Source organism: Brevibacterium marinum, from assembly GCF_011927955.1.
Classification (GTDB): Bacteria; Actinomycetota; Actinomycetes; order Actinomycetales; family Brevibacteriaceae; genus Brevibacterium; species Brevibacterium marinum.
On the sequence record NZ_JAATJN010000001.1, the window covers coordinates 1577997 to 1601384 of the forward strand.

Below are 23388 nucleotides of genomic sequence, written 5' to 3' on the forward strand. Positions count from 1 at the left end.
CATCCATTACGTATGTGATTCGGTGGCCTTGTCCAGATGGATTGCCAAAACTGGAAGAATCTTATCAACCGCCGCCGAGCTGAGCATGTCCGCGTGGCGGGCCGGAACCTCGGTGGTGTGGATGCGACCGGAGACGTAGGGCTGCCACGATTCCGGGCCAGGGGTGCCGGGCGGAACGTCCTCGGTGGCGGCGAAGAGGACGAGGTCTCCGTCGAAGCTCGCCGCAGGCGCTTCACGGAACAATCGAGGCAGTGTGGAGAAGCTGTCGATCATCGTCGAAATCGTCTCCGAGGAGAGATTGCCCATGGGATCACCGACCTCTCGCATGATCTCCAGCGCTCGCGTCTCGTCGAGGTCCTCGCCCCTCACCGGAAGGTCCGGATGAACCATGCGGAAGTAGTCGAGCCAGAGGTTCGGTTCGCCCTCATCCTCGACGTCGGTGTCCTGATCGGTGGGGTCGACGTCCTGATCGGTGGGGAAGGCGTCGAGAATGCCGAGAACGGCCACGTCCTCACCTCTTTCCTGCAGCCGGGCAGCCAGACGGTAAGCGAGGTTTCCGCCCGCGGACCAGCCGATCAGATGGTAGGGACCCTCCGGCTGCACCGACTTCATCTGACCGATGTAGTCATCGGCGAGTTCTATCAGCGTGCTGTCGGAGATGCGCTCCGGATCGTCCGGCGCCAGTCCGGGCATCTGCAGACCGATCAGAGGACGCTGGGGGTCGAGACCTCCAAGCATCGAGGCGAATCCCCAACCGATGCCGCCGGCCGGGTGCACGGCGAAAAGGGGAGGCTTGGTGCCTGAGGTGCGCAGAAGAAGCAGACGCTGCAAGCTCTCACTCACCGAGTCCGAGGCACCCCTGTCTGCTTCGACCACCAAATGTTCGACGGTCGGGGAGCGGAACAGGGACTGCACCGACAGCTGCGATCCGAGTGCCTCGTTGACTGCTGCGATGAGCGGTCGGGCGAGGAAGGAATGCCCACCGAGTTCGAAGAACGACTCGTCGACCCCGACCTGGGGGAGCCCGAGCACTCGAGCGAAGATCGATGCCACGGTCTCCTCAACCGCAGTCCGCGGTGCCAGCCGAGACCCGATCGCAGCCTCGGACGGATCGGGAAGCGCCGCCTCGTCGACCTTGCCGTGGGCGGTCAGCGGAATCTCGTCGATGACCACGATTCGCGTCGGCACCATATAGGTCGGCACGATCGATCGCACGTGTCGCCGAGCGTCGTCGGCCAGGTCTTCCTCGGACCGGCCGATGGCATCTGTACGATCCGCGACCGCGTAGCCGACCAGCTGCATGGTGGCCGCGTCCGTGCCGAACGGTCGGACGAGTGCGTTCTTGACCCCAGCAGCTGAGCGCAGTGCTCGCTCGACTTCCCCGAGTTCGACACGGAAGCCGCGCAGCTGGATCTGACTGTCGCTGCGCCCGAGGAATCTCAGATCCCCGTTTCGCTTACGGGTGACGAGGTCGCCGGTGCGGTACATGCGCTCGCCCGGCTTGCCGTAGGGGTCGCTGACGAAGCGTTCGGCGCTCAGCCCCGGTCGATCGCGGTATCCGTGCGCGAGCTGATGCCCGGCGAGATAGAGTTCCCCGGTCGTCCCTGCGGGCACGTGATGCAGTCGTTCGTCGAGCACATAGGCGTACATATGCGGCATCGGTGAGCCGAGCACAGGAGTCGGTGCGCTCGTGACGGGTCCGGCGATGGCGTCGACGGTGGTCTCGGTGGGACCGTAGAGATTGTAGGCGATGAGTCCCGCCTGACTGCGGAGCCACTCCCAGAGGTCGTCGTCGATGGCCTCCCCGCCGAGTGCGACTGTCAGCGGTGCGCACGCCTGCGCGGCCTCCTCGAGAGTGCGGAGGAAGTCCGGTTCCGTCTTGAGCGCACGCAGGTAGCTGGGCGTCGTCTCCCAGAAGCCGACGCGCAGGTCACGCAGCAGCTGTGCCAGCTGCTGGGGATCGCGTTGGACCCGTTCGGAGGCGACATGGATGCGATGCCCGACGATCATCCACAGCAGAGGGTCCCACGCGGCGTCGAAGCCGACTCCGGTGGTGTGGGCGACCGAGATCTGCTCGGCCTCGGTCGTCGGGGTCGGCAGGTATTCCCCGCGATGGGCGGCGAGCAGATTCGCAAGGGCATGATGGCCGACCTCGACGCCCTTCGGCCGACCTGTCGAGCCGGAGGTGAAGGTGACATAGGCGGCCGAGTCGTGCTGCCCATCCGCAGGCGTGGGCTGCGTCGACGCAGCCGCCCCGGCGGGCCACGGCGATGCGGGACGGGTGTCATCGACTGCACCGTCGGTCGCTGAGATCTCAACGACTCTCGGAGCGACGCCGGTCTCGGCAAGCACTGAGGTCAGCTCCTCCGCAGTTCCGGTCTCGGCCAGGACGATGCTCGGTGACGCATCGGCGAGGATCGCTGTTGTGCGAGCGATCGGATAGTCGATGTCGATCGGGTTGTAAGTCGATCCCGACTTGAGCACGGCCAGCGTGGCGACGATGATGCCCACTCCGCGGCTGAGACGCACGGAGACGGTCGCCCCGGGCCCGCCACCCGATCGGAGGAGCTCGTGAGCCAGCACATCCGAGGCCTCGTCGAGTTCGCGGAACGACATCGAAGCGTCAGCGGACTCCACTGCGGTGGCCTCAGGCAGCTGTCGCACCGTGGTGGCGAAGACGTCGAGGACTGTGGGCAGTGAGGTCGGTGCCGCGGGACCGGTCAGCTGCTCGATGGCCTGGTCCGCCTCGGCGGGGTCGAGGAGGGCGATGTCGAGGATCTGACGATCCGGATCCTGCACGAGACCGTCGACGAACCGGGAGAGCCCGGAACACAGGTCGATGATGGTCGCGGTCTCGAACATCGAGGAGTTGTAGTCGAGCACGACGTCGAGTCCCTCGTCCGCAGCGCCCCGGCGGAAGGTGAACGAGAGGTCGAACTTGGCGTCTCCGGTCTCGACCTCGGGTTCGATGCTGGTGCGCACACCAGGCAGGTCGAGGGTCGGCGAGTCCGAGTTCTCCACGGACAGCATGGTCTGGAACAGCGGATGTCGGCCCAGTTCGCGGGGCGGGTTGACGGTTTCGACGAGGCGTTCGAACGGCACGTCGTCGAGTTCCAGCGCGTCGATGACCGCACTTCGGGTCCGTGCCAGCAGCGTGCGGAAGTCCGGCTGAGAGGAGACATCGGTGCGGATCGGGACCGTGTTGACGAAGAGTCCGACCATGTCTTCGAGATCCGGGTCCGAGCGTCCGGCGCTGGGGGAGCCGATGACGATGTCTTCGCTGCCTCCGATGCGGCTGAGGAATCCGGCGAGCACGGCGTGCAGCGCCATGAACAGGCTGGATCCGGACTCGGCGGCGATCGCGGTCAGTCGCTGCGTCGTCCGGGCGTCGAGGCGGAACCGGTGGTGACGGCCCGACTGCCTGGCGGTGTGGGGACGGGGATGGTCGGCGGGCAGCGGAAGCTCGGCGGGGATTCCCGACAGGCGGTCGCGCCATGCTTCGGCCTTGTGGTCGAGCAGCGGACGGTCCTCACCGGGCAGGGTCTGCGTCTCGAGCACATGACGCTGCCACAGAGTGAAGTCCGCGTACTGGATGTCGAGCTTGCGCCGCATCGGGTGGGCGGATCCGCGCAGAGCGGCATAGGCGGTCGACAGATCCTGCGTCAGCGGCGCCAAGGACGCTCCATCTGTGGCGATGTGGTGCATGACGAGGTGAAGGACCCACTGGTCCCGTTCGGTGAACAGGACGGCCCGCAGCGGCAGGTCGGTGCTGAGATCGAATCCCTTGGCGGCCTCCCGCGCCATCTCCTCCGTGGTCGCGGCCGGCGACGAGGTGGTGCGGTGGATGAGGATCCCGTGGCCGGCGGCAGGCGGCAGGATGTGTTGGGCCGGGGAGCCGTCGACGCTCGGGTAGACGGTGCGCAGGATCTCGTGGCGTGTGATGACCTCGCTCAGGGCTTGGTCGAGCGCCTCGGGATCCAGATCGCCCTCGAAGCGGACGGCGAGGGAGATCGTGTAGTCGGAGGCCTTGGTGTCGAGCTGGTTGAGGAAGTGCATCCGTGCCTGCCCGTAGGACAGCGGAATCGTCTGTGGACGGGCGCTCAGTGCCGACCTGCTCCACTCGGCGACGCTGAGCGGCGCGGAGCCGCCTTGGTCGACCGGGGTGGTCGCCGTCTGCTTCGGAGCGCTCCCGGCATCGTGATCGCTCGCCTGTGCTCCTGACGAGGCATCGAGACGATGCAGCAGGGCCGCCGGTGTGGGCGCGTCGAAGATCGCGCGCAGAGGCAGGTCGGTGTCGAAGGCGTCACGGATGCGACCGATGAGGGACACCGCCAGCAGCGAATGGCCTCCCAGCTCGAAGAAGTCGTCGTCGAGTCCGACGTCTTCGGCCTCGAGCACCCGTGAGAACTGCTCGCACATCGTGACCTCCTCCGGCGTCTGCGCAGCCCGGGAGGACTGGTCGCCGGAGAGAGTCGCAGCAGGCAGCCGACTGCGGTCGAGTTTGCCGTGTGCGGTCAGGGGGACCGCATCGAGGGCGACGAGCACTCGGGGCACCATCGGCGCGGGCAGCCACCGGCCCAGATGCTCGCGGAGGCGGGACTCCTCGACGTCTCCCTTGTAATAGCCGATGAGCCGTGCGGACTGCGGGTCCTCTGCGTTGTCGACGAGGGCCGCGGCCTGTTCGACGCCCGGGCAGGAGGAGAGCGCGTTCTCGACCTCTCCGAGTTCGATGCGATACCCGCGCAGCTTGATCTGGTCATCGGCACGAGAGACGAAGTCGAGTCCGCCGTCAGCGGTTCGACGCACCAGATCGCCGGTGCGGTACATGCGCTCGCCGGAGCCGAACGGGTTCGCGACGAACCGCCGGGAGGTCTCGGCCGGACGGTTCACGTAGCCGTCGGCGATCCCCTCGCCTGCAAGGTAGAGCTCACCGATGACCCCGTGGGCCACTTCGTGCAGGTATTCGTCCAAGACCATGGCGTCGACGTTTCTGATCGGCCGACCGATCGTGGTGTTCTCTCCTGCGACCCTCGCGATCACGGAATCGACGGTGAATTCGGTGGGGCCGTAGAAGTTGAAGGCCCGCACACGGTGACTTCGGGCCAGTTCGCGCCACAGATCGCCGGGGACGGGTTCGCCGCCGAGCGCGATCGTCAATGGTGCGGCCACGTCATCGAAACCTGACTCCTCGGACACGGAGTCCTCGGCGGACACGAAGTCTCTGCTGAGATCGCTGTCGGCGAGGAGACCGGAGGTGATCAGCTGCCGGACGAAGGACGGTGTGGTCTCGAGCGCCGTGATCTGCTTCTGTCGGCAGAAGCGGACGAGCGCCTCGGCGTCGCGGCGAATCTCGTCGTCGACGATGTGCAGGCTCGCCCCGGCCACGAGCCAGAGCACCGGGTCCCAGGCGGCGTCGAATCCCAGACCTGCGGTGTGGGCGACTCGGACAGACCCTTCGCCAAGGCCCGCCTCGGCGAAGATCGTCTCCTGATGGTGGGCCAGGAGGTTGGCCAGCCCTCGGTGGGGCACGGCGACCCCCTTGGGCGTCCCGGTGGATCCCGAGGTGTACATCTCATAGGCGGGATCGTCGGGGCCCGGACGCTGGTGGCTGCGGCACTCGGCTGTCTCGGCACGGAGCTCTGCGGAGGAGATCGCGGTTCCCGGTTCCGCGAGGACCTCGGGAGAGTCGGTCACGACCGCCTCCGGGGCGCTGAGCTCGAGGATCAGCCGGATCCGCTCCCGCGGGTAGCTGAGGTCGATGGGCACGGCGATCGCACCGATGCTGAGCACCGCCAAGGGCACTGCGATGGCATCGACCGAACGCGGCAGGGCGATCGCGACCCGATCACCGCTCGTGATGCCTCGGCGGGTGAGGGCGCGGCCGTATCGGTGGACACGGTCTCCGAGTTCCGCGAAGCTCAGTTCGGTGTCCTCGGACGCCAGTGCCGTGCGCTCCGGATGGCCGGTCACCGTTGCCCAGAAGGTGTCGATGATCGTCGTGTCGACCGGTTCGCGGTCGGCGCCGCGGCTCTCATCGCGGATGCTGCGACGCTCTGCGGGACCGAGCACATCGATGTCGGAGACGAGGCTGTTCGGGTCGGCGACGAACTGTTCGAGCACGCTCACGAAGCGTGCGGCGATGTCTCGGGCGGTGGATTCGTCGAAGAGTGCGGAGTCGAACTCCAGCGAACCGGTGATCCCGGTCGCCTCACCGCTGCGTTCGGCCAGATCGAGGAGCAGGTCGAACTTCGCTTCGGAGATCTGTGGGCCCGATGCCGGCTCGACGGCGAGTCCGCTCATGTCGACATCGACGGCAGCGGTGTTCTGCAGTGTCAGCATCACCTGGAACAGAGGGTGCAGGCCCTCCGAGCGCGGCGGGTCGAGTTCGTCGACGACGCGGTCGAAGGGTGCGTCCTGATTGGCATAGGCCGAGAGATTGAATCCGCGCACCCGGTCGATGACGTCGGCGGCACTGGGATTGCCAGATGTGTCGGTGCGCAGCACGAGCGTGTTGACGAAGAACCCGATGAGCTCGTCGAGCTTCGTCTCGGTCCGGCCCGCCACGGGAGTGCCGATGGGGATGTCGCTGCCCGCGCCGAGCTTGTCCAGGAGCACGGCGAATGCCGACTGGAGCACCATGAACAGACTGGCATTGCGGTCGATGGAGAGCCTGCGCAATCCGGCATGGACCGTGGGGTCGATCTCGATGGGGATCGCGCGGGAGGCAGTTCCCGCGGTCTGTGTGCTTCTGGCCCGGTCGGAGGGCAGGCGCAGCTGAGAGGGCGCTCCCGCGAGAGTGTCCTTCCAGAATGCGAGCTGTTGGGAGATCGGGCTTGTCGGGTCCTCGTCGGAGCCCAGTGTCTCGCGCTGCCAGAGGGCATAGTCGGCGTACTGCACCGGCAGGTCCGGGAAGCGCGGGGCAGTTCCCTCAGTCCGGTGGCGGTAGGCGGTGGACAGATCACTGGCCAGGGGCTTCAGCGACCATCCGTCGGCGGCGATGTGGTGCAGAGTCAGGAGCAGCAGGTGCTCATCGTCATCCAGTCTGATGAGAAGTGCCCTGACCGGAAGCTCGCGGGAGACGTCGAAGCCCCGGTTGGCCTCTGCGTTCACGGTGTGATGGACGAGCCTCTCGGCGATTTGGATCGTGGGCATGTCGATGTGAGCCTCGTCCGTGCTCAGAACAACCTGTTCGGGCTGGCCTGCCGTCCAGGGGAAGACGGTGCGCAGGCTCTCATGTCGTGCGACGACATCGTTGATCGCGGCGTGAAGCGCGGCGACATCGAGCCGGCCGTGCATCTGCAGAGTCAGTGGAATGGTGTAGGCCGCGGAGTCCGGATCGAACTGGTTGAGGAACCACAGGCGAGCCTGGGCGTGTGAGAGGGGAATCGGGGTGGGGCGGGCCCCGGCGACGAGCTGATGACCGGAATCGGCCGAGGCGGCTCTCGGGTCGAAGCTGGCGCTGAGTTCGCGGACCGTGGGATGTGCGAACACCTCGCGCAGAGCCGGTGCGGTGGCGAAGCTCGTTCGGAGGGAGGCGACCAGCTGGGTGGCGAGCAGGGAGTGACCGCCGAGTTCGAAGAAGTCGTCGTCGATGCCGACGGAGTCCACACCGAGCACGTCGCTGAAGGCCGCGGCCACGATCTGCTCCTGCGGGCCCCTCGGCGACTCTGATTCCGAGCGCGCCGATTCAGGTGCCGGGAGTGCCTCTCGGTCCAGCTTGCCGTTGACTGTGAGCGGAATCCGTTCGATCTGCGTGACGAACGAGGGGACCATGTAGTCCGGGACGCGGGCCTTCATGCTCCGACGCACCTCGGCGGTGTCGATCTGTGAGCCGGCGGTGACGAAGCCGAGCAGCTGCGCGTAGCCCGCCTGATTCTGCCGCAGTTCGACGACGGCCTCATTGATCCGGGGATCGGCCTGCAGAGCCAGCTCGACCTCGGAGAGTTCGACACGGTAGCCGCGCAGCTTGATCTGCTCATCGCTGCGTCCCAGGAACTCGATGCCCCCGCCCAGAGGTCTGCGGACGATGTCTCCGGTCCGATACATCCTTGACCCGTCGTCGGCGAACGGGTCGGCGACGAATCTCTCGGAGGTGGTGGTTGGACGGTCCACGTAGCCGCGTGCCAGATTGAGTCCGGCGATGTAGAGCTCGCCGGTGGCCTGCTCGGGCACGGGGGCCAGCCGCGAGTCGAGGATGTAGTGCCGGGTATTGGCGACGGAATGGCCGAGGACAGGGAAGGTGCCCGCCACGATGGGGGCGGTGAGACTGTCGACGGTCGCCTCGGCCGGCCCGTACAGGTTGTAGGACGTGACGTCGTCGAGTGCGGCCAGCTGCTGCCAGAGCCCGCTGTCGACTGCCTCTCCACCCAAGGCGAGGACGCGGGGATGGTCATCCCCGCTGAAGGTGCCGTGAGCCAGCAGCGCTTTGGCGAAGGAAGGAGTCGTCTCGACGGAGTCGACGCCATGAGTGGTGAAGTACGTGGTCAGCGCCTCGGGGTCACGGCGGGTGAGCGGGTCGATGAGGTGGAGCTCATGGCCAGCGAAGAGCCACAGCAGCGGATCCCATGAGGCGTCGAACGAGATGCCTGCGGTATGGGCTACGCGCAGCCCGCGACCGATCCGCTCTGCGGCCGGCGTGAAGATGGTCTCCTGGTGGGAGAGGTAGAGGTTGAGCAGGGACTGGTGCTCCACCTCGATTCCCTTGGGACGGCCGGTCGACCCGGACGTGAAGATGACGTAGGCGAGATCCTCGGAAGCCGGTGGGGTTCCCGACGAGGTCTGGGGCGAACTGGTCGACAGTCTGGTCGACAGCAGTTCGGAATCCAGGTCGATGACGAGACGGTCGGTGTCGATGGTGGTCTCTCCGGAGGGGCCGACCGCCTCCGAGGAGTTGAGAACGATCACAGGGTCGGCATCGGCGATCATGGCTTCGATGCGAGCCCTCGGATGATCAGGGTCGAGAGGCACGAAGGCGGCACCCGCCTTGAGTATCCCGAGAACTGCGACGGGCAGAGCAGTGGTGCGGCCCAGGCGTGCGGCGATGCGAGTGCCCGGCCCGGCGCCGTGTTCGCGAAGGCAGCAGGCCAACCGGGTTGACCGTCGATCGAGCTCGGAGAAGCTGAGATGACCGTCCTCGGCCACGACGGCGGAGGCGAACGGGGTCTGATGAGCGTGGCTGATGAACTCGTCCACAACGGTGTGGCGGGGGACCACGTCGATCGGCCCCTTGCCGCCGGCGATGAGTTCGTCTGCTTCGTCCTGATCGAGCAGTGACAGTTCGGCCAGCGTTTGGTCCCGTCGAGGATCGAAGTGGGTGAGAACGGTCAGGAACCGGCGCAGGTGTTCGTCGAGGCTCTGCTGTGAGTAGAGCTCGGCGTTGGCCTCGAAGCGGATGCTGACGGCAGGGTGCTTCGGGTCGGACTCGTCCGCGGATTGCCGGTTCGCTCCCAGGCCTTGGACGATGATCGCGAGGTCGTCGACCGGCCCCGTCGATAGGAGATGGAGTGAGGTTGACGCCTGGCCGAATTTGAGGTCGTCGACTGGGGGAAAGATGTTGACCGAGGGTCCGATGTAGCCGGGGTCCGAGCCGAGCTCCTGATACTGGAAGCGCTGGTGCATGAGTGTCCTGCGCAGGGCAGAGCCCGTGCTCTCGACGAGTTCGGCGGATGTCGTCTCGGGCGAGGTGCTCAGCTGGATCGGCAGGATCTTCGACATCATCGACGGCACCGACTTGGCCAGGGCGCTGCGCCGGGCGGTGACCGGCAATCCCACGGAGACGGTCTGCCGGCCGGTCATCTTGTGCAGGTAAGAGGCAGCGGCGCTGAGGAACAGCGTGGGTGCCGACTGTGCGTTCGCGAGCTGCCGGGCAAGCGTCTCGGGGATGTCGGTCTCCGCTGTGACCAGCTGGCTCGCCGAGGCAGGTGGGCGTCCCGCCAGACCTGTGGCCGGCTCGGATTCGGCGAGGGTCTGAGACCAGAATTCGGCATCGGTGCGGTAGCGGTCCGAGGCACGGTAATCCGATTCCTCTGCCACCAGATCGCTCAGGCTGCCGAAGGGGGTGTCCGATGGCTGGGAGGTGGGATCGATCAGCTCACCGTACAGCTGCGACTCACGACGCAGGAAGAGGACGGCGGAGTAGCCGTCGATGATGATGTGGTGAGCTCGCTGGTAGAAGATCCAATGGTCCTCGCCGAGGTGAAACAGCTCCGATCTGAGCAGCTCACCGGTTTCGAGGTCGTGGACGGTGGCGAGGTCGTCCCGCATCATTGAGTGAGCCGTCTCTGTGGATTCGTCGACCGGCCCGCCCCGCAGATCATGGAAGTGGAGATGGCTGCGAGGCGGACCGTGCTTTTGGAAGACTCCCTGGTCGTCTTCGCCGAAGACGGCGTTGAGCGAATCGGTCTCCGCGACGGCGGTGCCGACGGCACGTCGCATCACATCGACGTCCAGTGGTCCGAGAATTTCGACATACAGCCCGATTTGGAAGGTCGAGTTGTCGGGTTCGATCTTCTGGGCGTACCAGATGCCGCGCTGTGCAGAGGTGAGTTCGATCCGAGGAGAGTCGTCAGTCATCGTGTCTTTCTGAACGGGCGGGGGAGAATTGCTGTCGATGTGCAGACGGGGCCTGTGGAGAGCACAGATGTCGCACAGATTGTGGATGTGGGATGGCTACTGGAACTGCCCGATGTTGATGGAGCCGATGAGGCCCATCAGATCTCCCAGGTCGATGAGGGGGCCTTCGATCAGTGCGCTGGACGTGTCGGCAGACTCGACCTGAGGATCGTCGGCCGCCGACGCTGCGCTCGGGGCGGCGACGACTCCGACCATCACGGCCAGTGCGGCGGTCGTGGTTCCGACGAGGGCGCGAACACCAGTGGGCTTGAGAGTGAGCATTCGTCTCTTTCCTTTCCTGGAGAGTCTCGCAGATGTGATCTGCGATGGACAATCACGAGTGATTTGCAATGGACAATCACGTCTGATTCGGAGCGCATGCATGGTTGGATGGGACGATTGCCGAATCTTTCGAGAATGAGGGGCGAACAGAAGTATAAGGGTTGGTGACCCCGCACTTCTTCGTCGGTGCCCCCGCGCTTCTTCACGAATGGACTCACCGAGCGCATAATAGAACGTATGAGCGAATACACTGCCCCTGAATGGCTTCTCAGATATCAGGACTTCAAGTCGCTGTGCTCCGACGTCTCGGGGGAGTACATCCGGTTCTACCTGACCACGGGCTGCGAGCAGATCAGCTACACCCATTCGCAGAACACGGAGGGGCTGCCGAACTATTCATGCCGGCTCACAGCGGAGGACGGCACGATGCTCCTGCTCGAACTCGACGACTGGCGGGATCGGATGGAGGAAGTTCCCAGTCTGGTGCGCATGTGGTTGGGCGAGCATTCGGACCTCAAGGGCTTCAAGCCCGCCAAATCGCATTATCAGGGTGACAGGTACTGGTTCGAGAAGTGGCAGCAGGCGAACCCGTGGTGACGAACCAGCGGTGGTGACGGGTGCCCTTGCCAGCCGCGAGCGGTGGCCTGCGTACCGCGCCGAGGGTAGACGGAGGGACAGACGTGAAGCAGGATTAGAAAATGGGATCAGAAGCGAAAGTCATCGGACTGATAGCCGACTCCGGGGTGCCTGAGAAGATCGCTCAATCGGTTGCGGGTGCTCTGAAGCAAGAGCTGGCTGAACGTGTTGAGGATGTCGAGTGGAACGTCGTCGTCAGCAAGGACACCTTCTCGCTCACACCCGACGGCGATATCCCCCTGATGGACAGAGCCCAGGAGACGAGGCGCCAGTACGAGTGGGACTACACCGTGTACCTGACCGACCTGCCGCGTCACCACAACAGGGAACCTCTGCTGTGCGAAGTCAGCACTGCGCAACAGGCACTGCTGGTTTCAGTACCGGCGTTGGGAGCCCATCGACTACGCGCACAAACACGGAAACTGGTGGTCGCACTGATCTACTCTACGGAGGAAGGAACCGGTCAAACGTCGTTGGCGGAGTCCGTCCGATCGATCGCCCAGCTGAAGAGTGCGCACGGGGATGCCCAGCAGGGACGGAACGACACCTCGTACATTGTGCTGCCCGGGTGGCCGAACCGATTGCGGCTGCTGACGGGAATGGTGCGCAGCAATCGGCCCGGGCGTATGCTGCCCGCCCTGACCACCTCGATTGCCGCGGCTGCGGCCGTCGGCACATTCGGTGTCTTCTACAGTTCGATCTGGACATTGGCCGATTCTCTGCACCCGGTTCGTCTCCTGGTAATCGGTCTCCTCGTCGTCGCAGCGTTGACCTTCTGGCTGATCTTCCGCAATCGCCTGTGGACCAGGCGTCGCGACGCAGTGTATGCGTGGCAGGGTGGACTGGACAACACAACCACGATCATCATGGTGGGCACGAGTGTGGCCCTGATGTTCCTGGTGCTGTTCGCCTTCCTGCTCGGGCTGGGGTTGGTTGTCGTCGATGCCAGTCGCCTCCATTCCGAGCTCATGCATCCGGTGAGCTTCTTCAGCTATCCGAAGCTCGCGTGGTTAGCTGCCTGTCTGGGCACACTGGCCGGAGCGCTCGGCTCCAACTTCGACAGCGATGACGAGATTCGGCAAGCAACGTACAGCAAGCGCGAGTACGAGCGCCGACAACGCCGCGAAGCCTACGACGACGCAGAATCCGATTGAGGACTCGCGCTCGCCCTGCGTCAACGCGCCCCCTTCCGCCGACAACGTTCGGCCGTTAACGTGGCGATGACACGATCACCACGTCAGAGGAGGGATCATGTCGGTCTGCGACACCTGTGGAAACGACTGCGATAAGGCGTTCACAATCACCCGAGGCGAAGAGTCGGGGGTGTTCGACAGCTTCGAATGCGCAATAGCGACAATGGCCCCGAGCTGTGCACATTGCGGGTGCCGCATCTTGGGACACGGCGTGGAAGCCGACGACACCATGTTCTGCTGCTCGCACTGTGCCCGTGAAATGGGTCATCCATCCGCTACGGACACCAAGAACTAGCGCACAGCTGACCTTCGCCGGTTCTGCGCCGAGAAGCTGGAAGGAGAGGTCCGCAATGGACTGCACACGACTGGGAGAATCGGGCCTGTACGTGTCCAGATTGGCTCTGGGCACCATTCCCTTCGGGTCGGGAGGAGGATTTGAGAAGATCGCGGGCATCCGGGGCGATGACGCCGAACGTCAGTTCCGTGAAGCCTTGGACCGCGGAGTGAACTTCATCGACACGGCCAACCTGTACTCGGCCGGCGACGCGGAACGCGTTCTCGGTGAGGTCATGGGCAGCAGGCGTGACGACGTCGTCCTCACCTCCAAGGCACGCATGCCCACCGGCGACGGCCTCAACGACTCCGGGGCAAGCCGGTACCACCTGACGCGGGCCGTCGACGACAGTCTGCGCCGTCTGCGCACCGACCACCTGGACCTGCTCTACATCCACCAGTGGGACGGGCAGACACCGATCACCGAGACGATCGCCACCGCCAACGAACTCATCAGAGCGGGCAAGATCCGGTATTGGGGTGTTTCCAACTTCAACGGCTGGCAGTTGGCGAAGACGGTGTATGAGGCGAGGTTGGCCGGATTTGAGCCCCCGATCGCTCAACAGGTCTATTACACCCCTGAAGCCCGGGAGATCGAATACGAGATCATCCCGGCCGCCCGCGATCTCGGAGTCGCAACCTTCGGATGGAGCCCGCTGGGCGAAGGGCTGCTCAATGGAAAGGTGCGACGTGGGCAGCAGACGCCCTCGGACACTCGACAGGGTACAGGGTGGCCCGAGCCGCACGTCACGGATTGGGGCCGTGCCTATGACCTGATCGAGCTCTTCGCCGAGGTCGCCGACGGTTTGGGATGGTCAATACCCCAGGTGGTGATCTCTTGGATTCTGAGCCGACCGGGCATCAACGGAACGGTGATCGCGGCGCGCAGCTTCGAACACCTCAAGCAAAATCTCGACGCTGCGGAGCTGACCCTGCCGCAGGACGCACGCGATCGCATCACCGGGGCCTCGCAGCTTCCCGCCTACTATCCCCTGTGGCACAGGATGATGACGGCTCAAGACCGACCCGAAGCGGTGGAATCCGAGTATTGTGCCGAACAGCAGGAGCATGTCTTCGGCACCCAGAAGTAGAGACGACTTCGAGCAGAAGGAGGCTGCAACAGCCAGGCGGGTTGCTGCGGCGGCCGGGGAGCCCAGGGTGCGACGCATCGTCTACCTCGGAGGTTTCCATCCCCGAAAGAGTGAACCTGTCCATGCATATGCGATCGCGGGCGGAAAAATCGCTGGCAGATGGACACCAGGGGCCCGATCGTTAGCTAAGCTAGCAAATATGTTCTCACGACGCAGACTCTGCGGTCCCCGCTTCGGCAGCAGCGCTGCCATACCGATGTCGATCGTGCTCGCGGCGGTCACCTCCGACGAATGCGGCCTCGGTGCGAGGGTGACGCCGTGAGCAGGACATCGACTCAGGAAGTGTTCAGTCGCACCGCGCAGCAGGCTGCAAAGGCCGTCATCTCGAACTATTCGACGTCTTTCGGTCTGGCCACCAGTCTTCTCGGGTCAAGCCACCGCCATCACATCCGCAACATCTATGCCCTGGTCAGAATCGCCGATGAGATCGTCGATGGCCTTGCCGCCGATGCCGGACTCGGAGTGAGAGAACAGTACGCGCTGCTTGATGACTTCGCGAGCGCAACCCGCAATGCGCTGAGGTCCGGAGTCAGCGACAACCTGATCATTCACGCGTTCGCCGAGACTGCGCGGGCGGCTGAAATCACCGTCGACCTCATCGAACCGTTCTTCGCCTCGATGCGAGCCGACGTGGCCGCCCCTGGCGAGCCTCTCGCCCCCGTTCGCAGTTTCCACCCGGACGAGTTGAGGGACTACGTCTACGGCTCTGCCGAGGTGGTCGGCCTCATGTGCCTCAGAGTCTTCCTCCTCGATCAGCACCGCACACCTGCCCAGATCGAACAGCTGGAGAACGGTGCTCGAGAACTCGGAGCTGCATTTCAGAACATCAATTTCCTCCGTGACCTTGCCGATGACAGCCAGCGACTCCACCGAAGCTATCTGACCGCCGCCAGCCGTCTCACAGATTCTGATAAGAGTGCGTGGGTGAAGAGAATTCGGCAACAGCTCTCGTACGCCGAGGGCACGACCTCGCTGCTGCCGAAAGATGCCAGAGCAGCGGTGAGAGGCGCCGCGGCACTCTTCGCGGCTCTGAACGACAAGATCGCAGCAACTCCCGTCGATCACCTCTACCGAGAGCGCGTGCGCATCCCCAACGTCGTCAAAGCCAGCCTCGCAGCAAAGGCGGTCATGCTCACGATGAAGGATGGGCGGCCATGACACAGCGGGTCAGCGTCATCGGTGGAGGGGCGGCGGGACTTGCCACCGCGGCACTGATGGCGGGCGAGGGATATTCGGTCGATCTGTTCGAGCAGAATTCAGCTCTGGGCGGGCGCATCGGTTCGATCGAGGAAGAAGGGTATCGTTTCGACACCGGGCCGTCCTGGTATCTGCTGCCAGAGGTCTACGAACATTTCTTCAACCTTCTCGGCACCACGGCGGCAGCCGAGCTCGATCTGCGGGACCTCGACCCGGCCTACACGGTCTTCAGCCCCGCTTCGCAGACCCGACGAGCACAGTCGGTGACGATTCCCCGCGGAAGAGGCCACGTGCTCGAGGCCTTCGAGCGCATCGAGGGGGGAAGCGGCAGCTCGCTGAGCCGGTATCTGACTTCAGCCGACCGTACGAGAGAAATGGCGATCGATTCCTTTCTCTACAACCCCTTCACCTCGCCGACATCGATCCTCCGAAGCGAGATAGTCGCCGCACTCCCAACATTGGCCCGACTGCTCGGCACGTCTCTGGAACGTTTCTCCTCCACGGCGGTGAGACATCCCGTGCTGAGGCAGATCCTCCAGTACCCGGCGATCTTCCTCGGAACAGATCCGAGGAGAGCACCGGCGATCTATCATCTGATGAGCGCCTTGGACCTCGGCGACGGGGTCCAATACCCCATGGGAGGATTCAGAACGATCGTCGATGCCTTGGTCAGGCTGGTCAACGCAGCCGGGGTCCGAGTGCATACTGATGCCACCGTCAGACACATATCCTCCTTGGCGCACAGAGGTCGCCACCGGAAAGTCAGCGGCCTCGCTTGGACAGATCAAGAGGGTCGGCATCATGACCACCACTGTGACCTCGTCGTGTCCGCCGCCGATCTCCACCACACAGAGACACAGCTCTTGGACGATGTCGATCAGAGCTTCCCCGAGAGCTGGTGGGAAAAAGTCACGAGCGGGCCGGGCGCCATCCTGGTCTTCCTCGGAGTCGAGGGTGAAGTTCCGCAGCTGCCACATCACTCACTGTTCTTCACCGACGACTGGTCGGCCAACTTCGATGACATCTTCGGACCTCATCAGAAGATCTCCTCTCCGGCGTCGACATATGTCTGCAAACCCAGCCATACCGATCCGACCCTGGCACCGCACGATCACGAGAATCTCTTCATCCTCATTCCGGTGCCGGCCGATGTCGGACTCGGCGCCGGTGGCAGCGATGGGCGGGGAGATGCGCGCATTGAACGAGCCGCGGACCGAGCCATCGATCAGATTGCCGACTGGGCAGGCATCCCCGACCTGAGAGATCGGATCAGATTTCGGCAGACACAGGGGCCGACGGACTTCTCCCGCAGCTACAATTCGTGGCTCGGAGGGATGCTTGGGCCCGCCCACACGCTGCGACAGAGCGCGATGTTCCGCCAGCAGAATGTCTCCAGGAAGGTGGAGGGGCTGTATTACGCAGGTGCGACGACTGCGCCCGGAGTCGGTGTGCCGATGTGTCTGATCAGCGCCGAACTGGTCCTCAAACACATTCGAGGGGACTCAAGTCCGGGACCGCTGCCCGTCGACGGCAGTCGTCGGACCTCAGCCGACTCTTAGCTTTTCGACGGTTCGAGCTCGTCGCCACTGTAATAGTGCTGGGCGAGGTCATTGACTCGGACGAGGTACTTGCCCCGCTCTTCATCGAAGACCTCGATCTTGCCCGTGTTGCCATTCATCGGCTCGCCCGTGATCTTCACCGTGTCGCCTATTGAGAATTCAGTCATACCTCATTGTAGGCCGTGAACCTTGCTGATCTCCGAGAGGCGTCGATGTGGGGCGCAGCTGGGACGAATAGCCTTCCCGGAACGACGGAAAGACCAGGGGGCCGATGAAGTCGCGGAATCGTGTGTTGTCGAGCCGTCGTCCCGCCTCGGGCTCTTCAGACAGATCTGGTGGAGGCGAGACATGCAGCGCGGAGGCCAGGAACTCGACGACGTCGCCCAGCGGTGCCGGGCACGAGTCCACGGCATGCAGCAGCCGAGGCGGATCCGGTTCGACGAGGAGATCCTCCAACGCTCGAACGAGATCCGCATGATGAATGCGGTTCGTCCACCGCCGGTAGTTCACCGGTCGGCCCGCACAGACGCCGTCGACGAGCTGTGAATTCTCGCGACCATAGATTCCGGCGGCCCGAACGATCGACGCTGAGGCGAATGTGCTCCGAATGAGTTCCTCGGTCTCCCACAGTGCGCGGGCCGGCCCCGAATCAGGCTGGGGCAGTGTGTCCTCATTCGCGGCTTCTCCGGGCGACGCAGGGCCGAGGACCCGGGTCGAGGACACGAGGATCACCCGTTTGGGCCTGACATCCAGAATGCGGATCAGGCCCTTTGCCCCACGCACATGTGTCCGCTCATAACCCGCAGCAGAATAGTCATCAGGCGTGAGCGTGATCACCACGGCGTCCACGCTGCCGACGGTGGCGGTGCCCGGGTGGATGAGATCCACGGATAGCGCTTCGAATGACGCAGGAAGCTCCTCAGAGCGACGTCGCAATCCGATCACCTCGTGACCGTTGCCCACCAGCTTCAGGCCCAAACGGATTCCGAGATCTCCGCATCCCGCCAACAGGATTCTCATGTCGAAGCCTCCGTGCTCTTCATCTGATCGTAGGCGTCGAGCGCCGCATGCCGCGAGTCCGCGAGATCGACGATGGGAGAGGTTTCCGCATCCGTGGTCTCCGACAGCCATTCGTCGATGTAGGCGTCATCGGGATCGAAGCGCTTGCGCTGTCGCTCGGGATTGAACACACGGAAGAACGGGGCCGCATCGGCGCCGCTTCCGGCGACCCATTGCCACGAGACCGGGTTGTTGGCCTCATCGGCATCGACGAGGGTGTCCCAGAACCACTGCTCGCCGTGGCGCCAATGGTGGAGGAGGTTCTTCGTGAGGAAGCTCGCGGTGACCATCCGCACGCGGTTGTGCATCCATCCGGTCTCCCACAGCTGTGTCATTCCCGCGTCGACGAGTGGATAGCCGGTCTGTCCCGACTGCCAGCTGCGCAGGGCACCCTCATCGTCATCGTAGGGGAAATCGTTGAACTCGGGGCGGATCGGCCAGGCATCGATGTCGGGGTGATGATAGGCCAGATGCCAGGAGAATTCGCGCCAATAGAGCTGCCGGATCCATGACGTGCGGTCGTCGACGGTGATCCCTTCCGCCGTCTGGGCGGCCCGGAGCAGCTGACGTGGGGAGAGCTCGCCGTGCCGCAGCCGGGGCGAGAGCCGGGAGGTGCTTGCCCCATCCGCGGGGATGTCATGAGCGGTGCTGTAGCCGTCGATTCCCGCGTGCAGATCCTCGAGTGCGGCAGCGGCGCCACGAAGGCCCGGAGTCCAGTGTCGTGAAATCGTGTCCTGCCACCAGCGAGGACCATCTGCGGCAGCGAAGACTCCGGAGCCCGTCCCGGTGCCGTCGAGCAGCCCCAGCCCGTCGAGGTCGGTCACCGCAGCGCACGCTTGCGCTGAGTCGATCAGCCCTGTACTCAGCCGTGGCTGTTCGACGGGAACCGGCAGCACATCGCCGACGTCGCCTCCGGATACTGCTTTCCAGAACGGGGTGAAGACTTTGTAGTGGTCACCGCCCTGAGGTGCCGCCGTCCAGGGCTCGACGAGAAGTGCCCCGGGGTGGGAATGGACCGTCAGGCCCCGATTCCTCAGCTCGGTCTTGATCCGACCGTCGAGACTTCGGGAAGCGGGTGCGTAGCGGCGCGACCACCGGACGGCATCGACGTCGAGACGGCCGGCCAGCTCCGGAATGATCGTTGCCGACTCGCCTGCGGCGAAGAGCAGAGGAATGCCGAGGTGCGACAGCTCCTCTTCGAGCACGGACAGTGATTCGTGGACCCACCATCGGCATGCCCCACCCAGTGGGCGAGGGCCCAGGCCATCGTCGTCGCGGCTCTCACGGACCCAGACAGCGATGACGTGCCCATCGGCCCGCGCCGCGGTGAGCGCCGCGTGATCGTGGACACGCAGGTCCTCACGAAACCAGACGAGAGTGAGCCCTTCGCTTGCGGCTTCCATCAGCGATCGTCTCCCGCTGCGAGTGGGCCTGCTGTGTCCGGATTGCGGCGAAGAATCTCTGCATTGAGGACAGTGGCAAATCCCACCCACGCCGCGTAGGGCGCAAGCATGAGAGCAGAGGCGGTGTCGACGTCTGCGGCCTTCTTCAGCAACCGCAGCGTCGATGCTTCCAAGACCGCTGAGTCGACCACCGATGCATCCGGGCGACGGGCAGAGAAGAACAGCCAACTCCAGGCCACGTTGACTGTCATGTTTGCCGCCAGGTCGCGCATGAACGCCCGACGCTCCCGGTCGCTCGGCAGGCGGCCCTGCACTCGTCCCGACGCGACGGCTGTCAGCGAATACAGCGTTGTCCACGCGGGCCCGAAGACCCAGCCCGGGGGCTGCCAGGCGGGCAGGTTGAGGTTCTTGTACCAGGCGGAGTCGACTTTCGTGCCGATCGCCCCGAGCGTTGCTGCTCCGGCGCACACGGCAGTTGAGAGAACATAGCGTTTCCATGTGGTCTTCATGAGTTCCTCTCTGCGATTCGCTTCGCGGGGCTCGCTGTCCATTGGGTGCGGCCGGTCATCGGCGCCCTCTCATGCGTCCGAGCACTCCTCGTCGCAGCATTCCTCGGGTCGGGGGCGACCAGATGTCGGTCCCCTCGACCCTCCAGGAAGAGAGCAGGTGGTTGGCCGCCAGGTAGCCGGTCGTGGCCGCACGTTCCATCAGGGCCACCGGCGTGTCGCAGCGTACATGGTCTCCCGCGATGACCAGACCGGGGATCGGGGTGGCAGGTTCGGGTCGATCGCACCACGGGCGTGTGTCCGTCAGCCCGCAGTCCGCTTCGATGAGGAGCTCGTGGTCCACGGTGAGCAAGCCGACTGTTTCGGGGTAGACCTCATGCAGGTCGGAGAGCAGACGGGCAATGATGCGCTCACGTGCGTGCGGTGACGGGTGTGCGTCGATGTCGAGAGCGTAGGCGTGCAGCTCCACGACCGATCCGTTGTGCGTCTGCGCCCAGTGCCGGGCTCCGGCTTCGAAGCGTTCGAGAACCGAAACATTGTCAAGGAGGTCGTAACCGCTCGTACCCAAGAACGCCGGCCGGTGGTCTGCCACGGGTGCGTCGAACCAGAGCCGAAGCACCGCGAAGGGAGGTGCGTTGGTCTGCGTCTCGAGCGTTTCGACCCACTGTTCAGCCGCCGGGGCGGCTCGTACGAGCGAGTCGCGACTGGCCCCCATCAGTGCACGGGCTTCGGCAGGGTCTGCGGCGACGACGACGGCATCGCTGCGGACATCGTCGCCGGTGGTTGAGACAGCCCAGCCGTGGTGATCGGCATCGATCGACGTCACTGTCGTGCCGGTGCGGATAGTCACCCCCAGATCGGAGAGGTATCGGCCCAGGGGCTCCCACAGGGCGGTGTCGTAGTCATCGACGGGGACATCGAAGATCAGGCCCTCGGCCGATCCTGTGAAATAGGTGTGGAACATGGCGATGAGCTCACCTGCGGAGAATTCTGCCGGGTCGGCGAAGAACGAGCGGGCGAAGACTTCCAGAGCCAGGTGCCGAGCTTCTTCGGGGAAGCGCAGTCGGTCGAGGAAGTCGGCCGCGGACTCTCCGTCGTAGCGTCGGTAGCTCGCGGGGAACTCGACGTCGATGAGTTCCACCGCGGCCGCGATGTCGACGTCGAGAAGGCGGTGGAGGGGGAACGTCGGACTCTGCCAGACGAATCCGAGGAGATTGAACGGTGGGGTGCGGGGGATCGAGGCGAACGTGTCCGTGGCACCTCGGCGATGGGTGAGCGGATAGTCATCGACGGGCCGTAGGCAGCGGAGCTCGGGGTCGGCTCGGCTGAGCAGGTCGCGAAGGTTGTAGTACTGCCGGAAGAATGCGTGGAATCCTCGGCTCATGGTCCGCTCGCCCTCGACCGGCCACGCACCCACACGGCCGCCGAGGTAGTCGTTCCTTTCGATCACAGTGACCTCGATGCCGTGTTCGGCGAGGATCGTGGCAGCAGACAGTCCCGCGATCCCAGCTCCGACGATCGTGACCCGTTTGGGTCTGAGCGGTCGCGGTCGACCCCGCGGCGCCGGGATGGTCTCAGCGAACCTATCTCGCGGGCGTGGTCTCATTCGGGGCCCTTCTGTGATCTGTTGAGCTGCCACTGCCACAGCATGAGCACTGCCGTGATCATGGCGAACCCGAATCCGAAATCTTCGATCGGGATATCCCAGGGAAAGCGCAGATTCAAGAACTGAGACGGGTTGTAGATGACGATGGGGTCGGAGAGCTTGGTGAGCCATCCGTCGACCAGACATTGGAACGCCAGACAGATGGTGAGTGCTGCCCAGTACTTCGCCCGACTGAAGATGCCGCTGCGGAAGACGAAGAGCTCGAGGCCGATGATGACGAGCATTCCGGCGATCGTCATCAGCGTGTATTCAGGCACCATCGTTCCTTTCCCTCCTCTCCTTGCTCTTCCTGCCGATGTAATCGAGGACGGTGCCGACGGCTTCGTAGCTCAGGAGCGCACAGACGGGGATGACGATGAAGAAGACGAGCTCCTCCAGCGGCAGACTGCCGAGGTGGACGCCGGTGACGAACTTCGGATTGTAGGTCCAATGGTCGCGGGAAATGGCGACGACGTCCCAGATCGAGAAGACGACGACGATGGGGATGAGAGATCCGATCAGGACCTTCCAGCGTCGATAGACGCGCGCGGAGAACAGCAGTTCCAGCGGAAGCGTGATCACCAGGCACGCACCCATCAGCAACAGGTATTCGAATGAGCTCATATCGTTCCCGTGGCCGCGGGACGCGACCTCGTCATCAGGCACAGCTCCAGGCCACGCAGTCGGTACCCCTCGATGACGTTGTCCCAACTGATCGAGGGCTCACGGAGGACGCGTGGCCGGCACGCCAACAGTCTGTGCAGCAGGGCATCGGTCTCATAGAGGGCCAACGGCTGGCCGGGACACTTGTGCGCTCCGTCGCTGAAGCTCATTCCCGCCGCCGGCGTCCCCTGCCGCAGCTGTCGTCCCGGGCAGATCGTCTCAGGATCTTTCCCCATCACCTGAGGATCGGTGTTGGACTGTCTCACGCAGATGTCTATCAGCTCGCCCTCGGAAATGGTGTGCACACGCCCACTGTCCGTGACGTCGATATCGGATTGGGCCCGCCGGTAGAGGTGGCCGACAACGGGGTCGAGGCGGATGATCTCCTCCAGGATCTCCAGCCTGGTCGGCTGTGCAGCCTCGGCATACGCCCGACCCAGCTCGGTGTTGGTCAGCAGGTGCCAGCACGCCATGGAGATGAATTCGCGAGTGGTGACCATGCCGGCGGTGCCGTAGGTCACACATTCGACGAGGATGTCCGCGGTGCCGTAACCGGCGGTCAGGAGGTGAGACAGGACATCGTTGCGGCGCCGTCTGCGACGGGCCCGAATCGCCGGTCGCACGTCTGCGCCGTAGAACTGTCCGATCGGGACGAGACCATTGAAGGCGGCCTGGATCCATTGCCGCCGGGTGCGTCCCATCGATGGGGCGGAGAGGTCGACCGGGGGCTGTCTGAAGAAGCCGACGAGACGCTTGGCCATGCCGGCGATGGACGATTCGGTCAGTCCCACCACTTCTGCGGTGACTTCGACCGAGTAGTGCAGCGCGATATCGTCAAGGCGGCACCTGCCGTCCGCGACGGCGTCGTCGACGGCATCACGAGCACGGTCGTCGATGAAGTCTCCATACTTCGCCGAGACCACAGAGGGAGCAAAGAAGCGAGCGACTTCTCTGCGTTGAGCATCGTGATCGTCACCATCGGAGATCAGGATCGGATGGTGACGAAAATGGCCTCGCGGAATCTTCTCCGCGGTGAAGCCGGCCTGCGTAGTCTGCTGGCGCGAACGCAGCAGCTGCCGTGCTGCCTCGAATGACCTGATTCTCCACATATTACGGTCATGGCCGATACGTGGCCCAGTGGCTTCATCGG

The 23388-nt window shown here is 64.4% G+C and carries 15 protein-coding genes; 5 read left to right on the forward strand and 10 right to left on the reverse strand.

Going from position 1 to position 23388, the window contains the following annotated elements; translation table 11 throughout:
* Positions 1 to 6: 6 nt before the first annotated feature.
* Together BKA07_RS06940 and BKA07_RS06945 are read right to left on the reverse strand one after the other, a co-directional pair.
* Entirely contained in the window at positions 7 to 10572 is a 10566-nt protein-coding gene (locus BKA07_RS06940; protein ID WP_167950252.1) for a non-ribosomal peptide synthetase, read from the reverse strand.
* Between the two features lie 96 nt (positions 10573 to 10668).
* The gene (locus tag BKA07_RS06945; RefSeq protein WP_167950253.1) at positions 10669 to 10893 is read right to left on the reverse strand and encodes a hypothetical protein; all 225 of its coding nucleotides are present in this window, start codon (positions 10891 to 10893) and stop codon (positions 10669 to 10671) included.
* A 237-nt stretch (positions 10894 to 11130) separates the two neighbouring features.
* On the opposite strand from BKA07_RS06945, the gene BKA07_RS06950 reads away from it, so the two are divergent.
* The 5 genes from BKA07_RS06950 (at position 11131) to crtI (ending at position 16962) form a co-directional block, all read left to right on the forward strand.
* The gene (locus BKA07_RS06950; RefSeq protein ID WP_167950254.1) at positions 11131 to 11490 is read left to right on the forward strand and encodes a hypothetical protein; all 360 of its coding nucleotides are present in this window, start codon (positions 11131 to 11133) and stop codon (positions 11488 to 11490) included.
* A gap of 101 nt (positions 11491 to 11591) precedes the next feature.
* Entirely contained in the window at positions 11592 to 12683 is a 1092-nt protein-coding gene (locus BKA07_RS06955; protein WP_167950255.1) for a hypothetical protein, read from the forward strand.
* Between the two features lie 389 nt (positions 12684 to 13072).
* Positions 13073 to 14146 (forward strand): aldo/keto reductase, encoded by a 1074-nt coding sequence (locus BKA07_RS06965; protein ID WP_167950257.1) that lies wholly within the window; start codon positions 13073 to 13075, stop codon positions 14144 to 14146.
* A gap of 291 nt (positions 14147 to 14437) precedes the next feature.
* Positions 14438 to 15364, forward strand: a complete 927-nt coding sequence (locus BKA07_RS06970; RefSeq protein WP_167950258.1) for a phytoene/squalene synthase family protein — start codon at positions 14438 to 14440, stop codon at positions 15362 to 15364.
* Complete coding sequence (gene crtI, locus BKA07_RS06975) at positions 15361 to 16962, forward strand: phytoene desaturase family protein (RefSeq protein ID WP_167950259.1); 1602 nt, start codon at positions 15361 to 15363, stop codon at positions 16960 to 16962. Before BKA07_RS06970 ends, crtI begins: the two co-directional genes overlap by 4 nt.
* Here the strand turns inward: crtI and BKA07_RS06980 are convergent.
* Genes BKA07_RS06980 through BKA07_RS07015 form a run of 8 tightly spaced genes read right to left on the reverse strand, consistent with a single transcriptional unit; the run spans position 16959 to position 23347 of the window.
* Positions 16959 to 17129: a KOW domain-containing RNA-binding protein gene (locus BKA07_RS06980; RefSeq protein ID WP_167950260.1), complete on the reverse strand. Its 171-nt coding sequence runs from the start codon at positions 17127 to 17129 to the stop codon at positions 16959 to 16961. The two genes, crtI and BKA07_RS06980, sit on opposite strands and share 4 nt — an antisense overlap.
* Positions 17122 to 17982, reverse strand: a complete 861-nt coding sequence (locus BKA07_RS06985) for an SDR family oxidoreductase (protein WP_167950261.1) — start codon at positions 17980 to 17982, stop codon at positions 17122 to 17124. The genes BKA07_RS06980 and BKA07_RS06985 overlap by 8 nt, the downstream gene beginning before the upstream one ends.
* Entirely contained in the window at positions 17979 to 19424 is a 1446-nt protein-coding gene (locus BKA07_RS06990) for a cryptochrome/photolyase family protein (protein ID WP_167950262.1), read from the reverse strand. Before BKA07_RS06990 ends, BKA07_RS06985 begins: the two co-directional genes overlap by 4 nt.
* On the reverse strand, positions 19424 to 19933 hold the full coding sequence (locus BKA07_RS06995) for a TspO/MBR family protein (RefSeq protein ID WP_167950263.1): 510 nt from the start codon (positions 19931 to 19933) through the stop codon (positions 19424 to 19426). Before BKA07_RS06995 ends, BKA07_RS06990 begins: the two co-directional genes overlap by 1 nt.
* A gap of 55 nt (positions 19934 to 19988) precedes the next feature.
* Positions 19989 to 21536 carry an FAD-dependent oxidoreductase gene (locus BKA07_RS07000; RefSeq protein ID WP_167950264.1) on the reverse strand — a complete coding sequence of 516 codons (1548 nt, stop codon included), beginning with the start codon at positions 21534 to 21536 and terminating at the stop codon, positions 19989 to 19991.
* Positions 21533 to 21856: a lycopene cyclase domain-containing protein gene (locus tag BKA07_RS07005; protein WP_167950265.1), complete on the reverse strand. Its 324-nt coding sequence runs from the start codon at positions 21854 to 21856 to the stop codon at positions 21533 to 21535. The genes BKA07_RS07000 and BKA07_RS07005 overlap by 4 nt, the downstream gene beginning before the upstream one ends.
* Positions 21846 to 22199, reverse strand: coding sequence for a lycopene cyclase domain-containing protein (locus tag BKA07_RS07010; protein ID WP_167950266.1), 354 nt, complete (start codon positions 22197 to 22199; stop codon positions 21846 to 21848). The genes BKA07_RS07005 and BKA07_RS07010 overlap by 11 nt, the downstream gene beginning before the upstream one ends.
* Complete coding sequence (locus tag BKA07_RS07015; protein WP_245161873.1) at positions 22196 to 23347, reverse strand: cytochrome P450; 1152 nt, start codon at positions 23345 to 23347, stop codon at positions 22196 to 22198. Before BKA07_RS07015 ends, BKA07_RS07010 begins: the two co-directional genes overlap by 4 nt.
* Positions 23348 to 23388 lie beyond the last annotated feature (41 nt).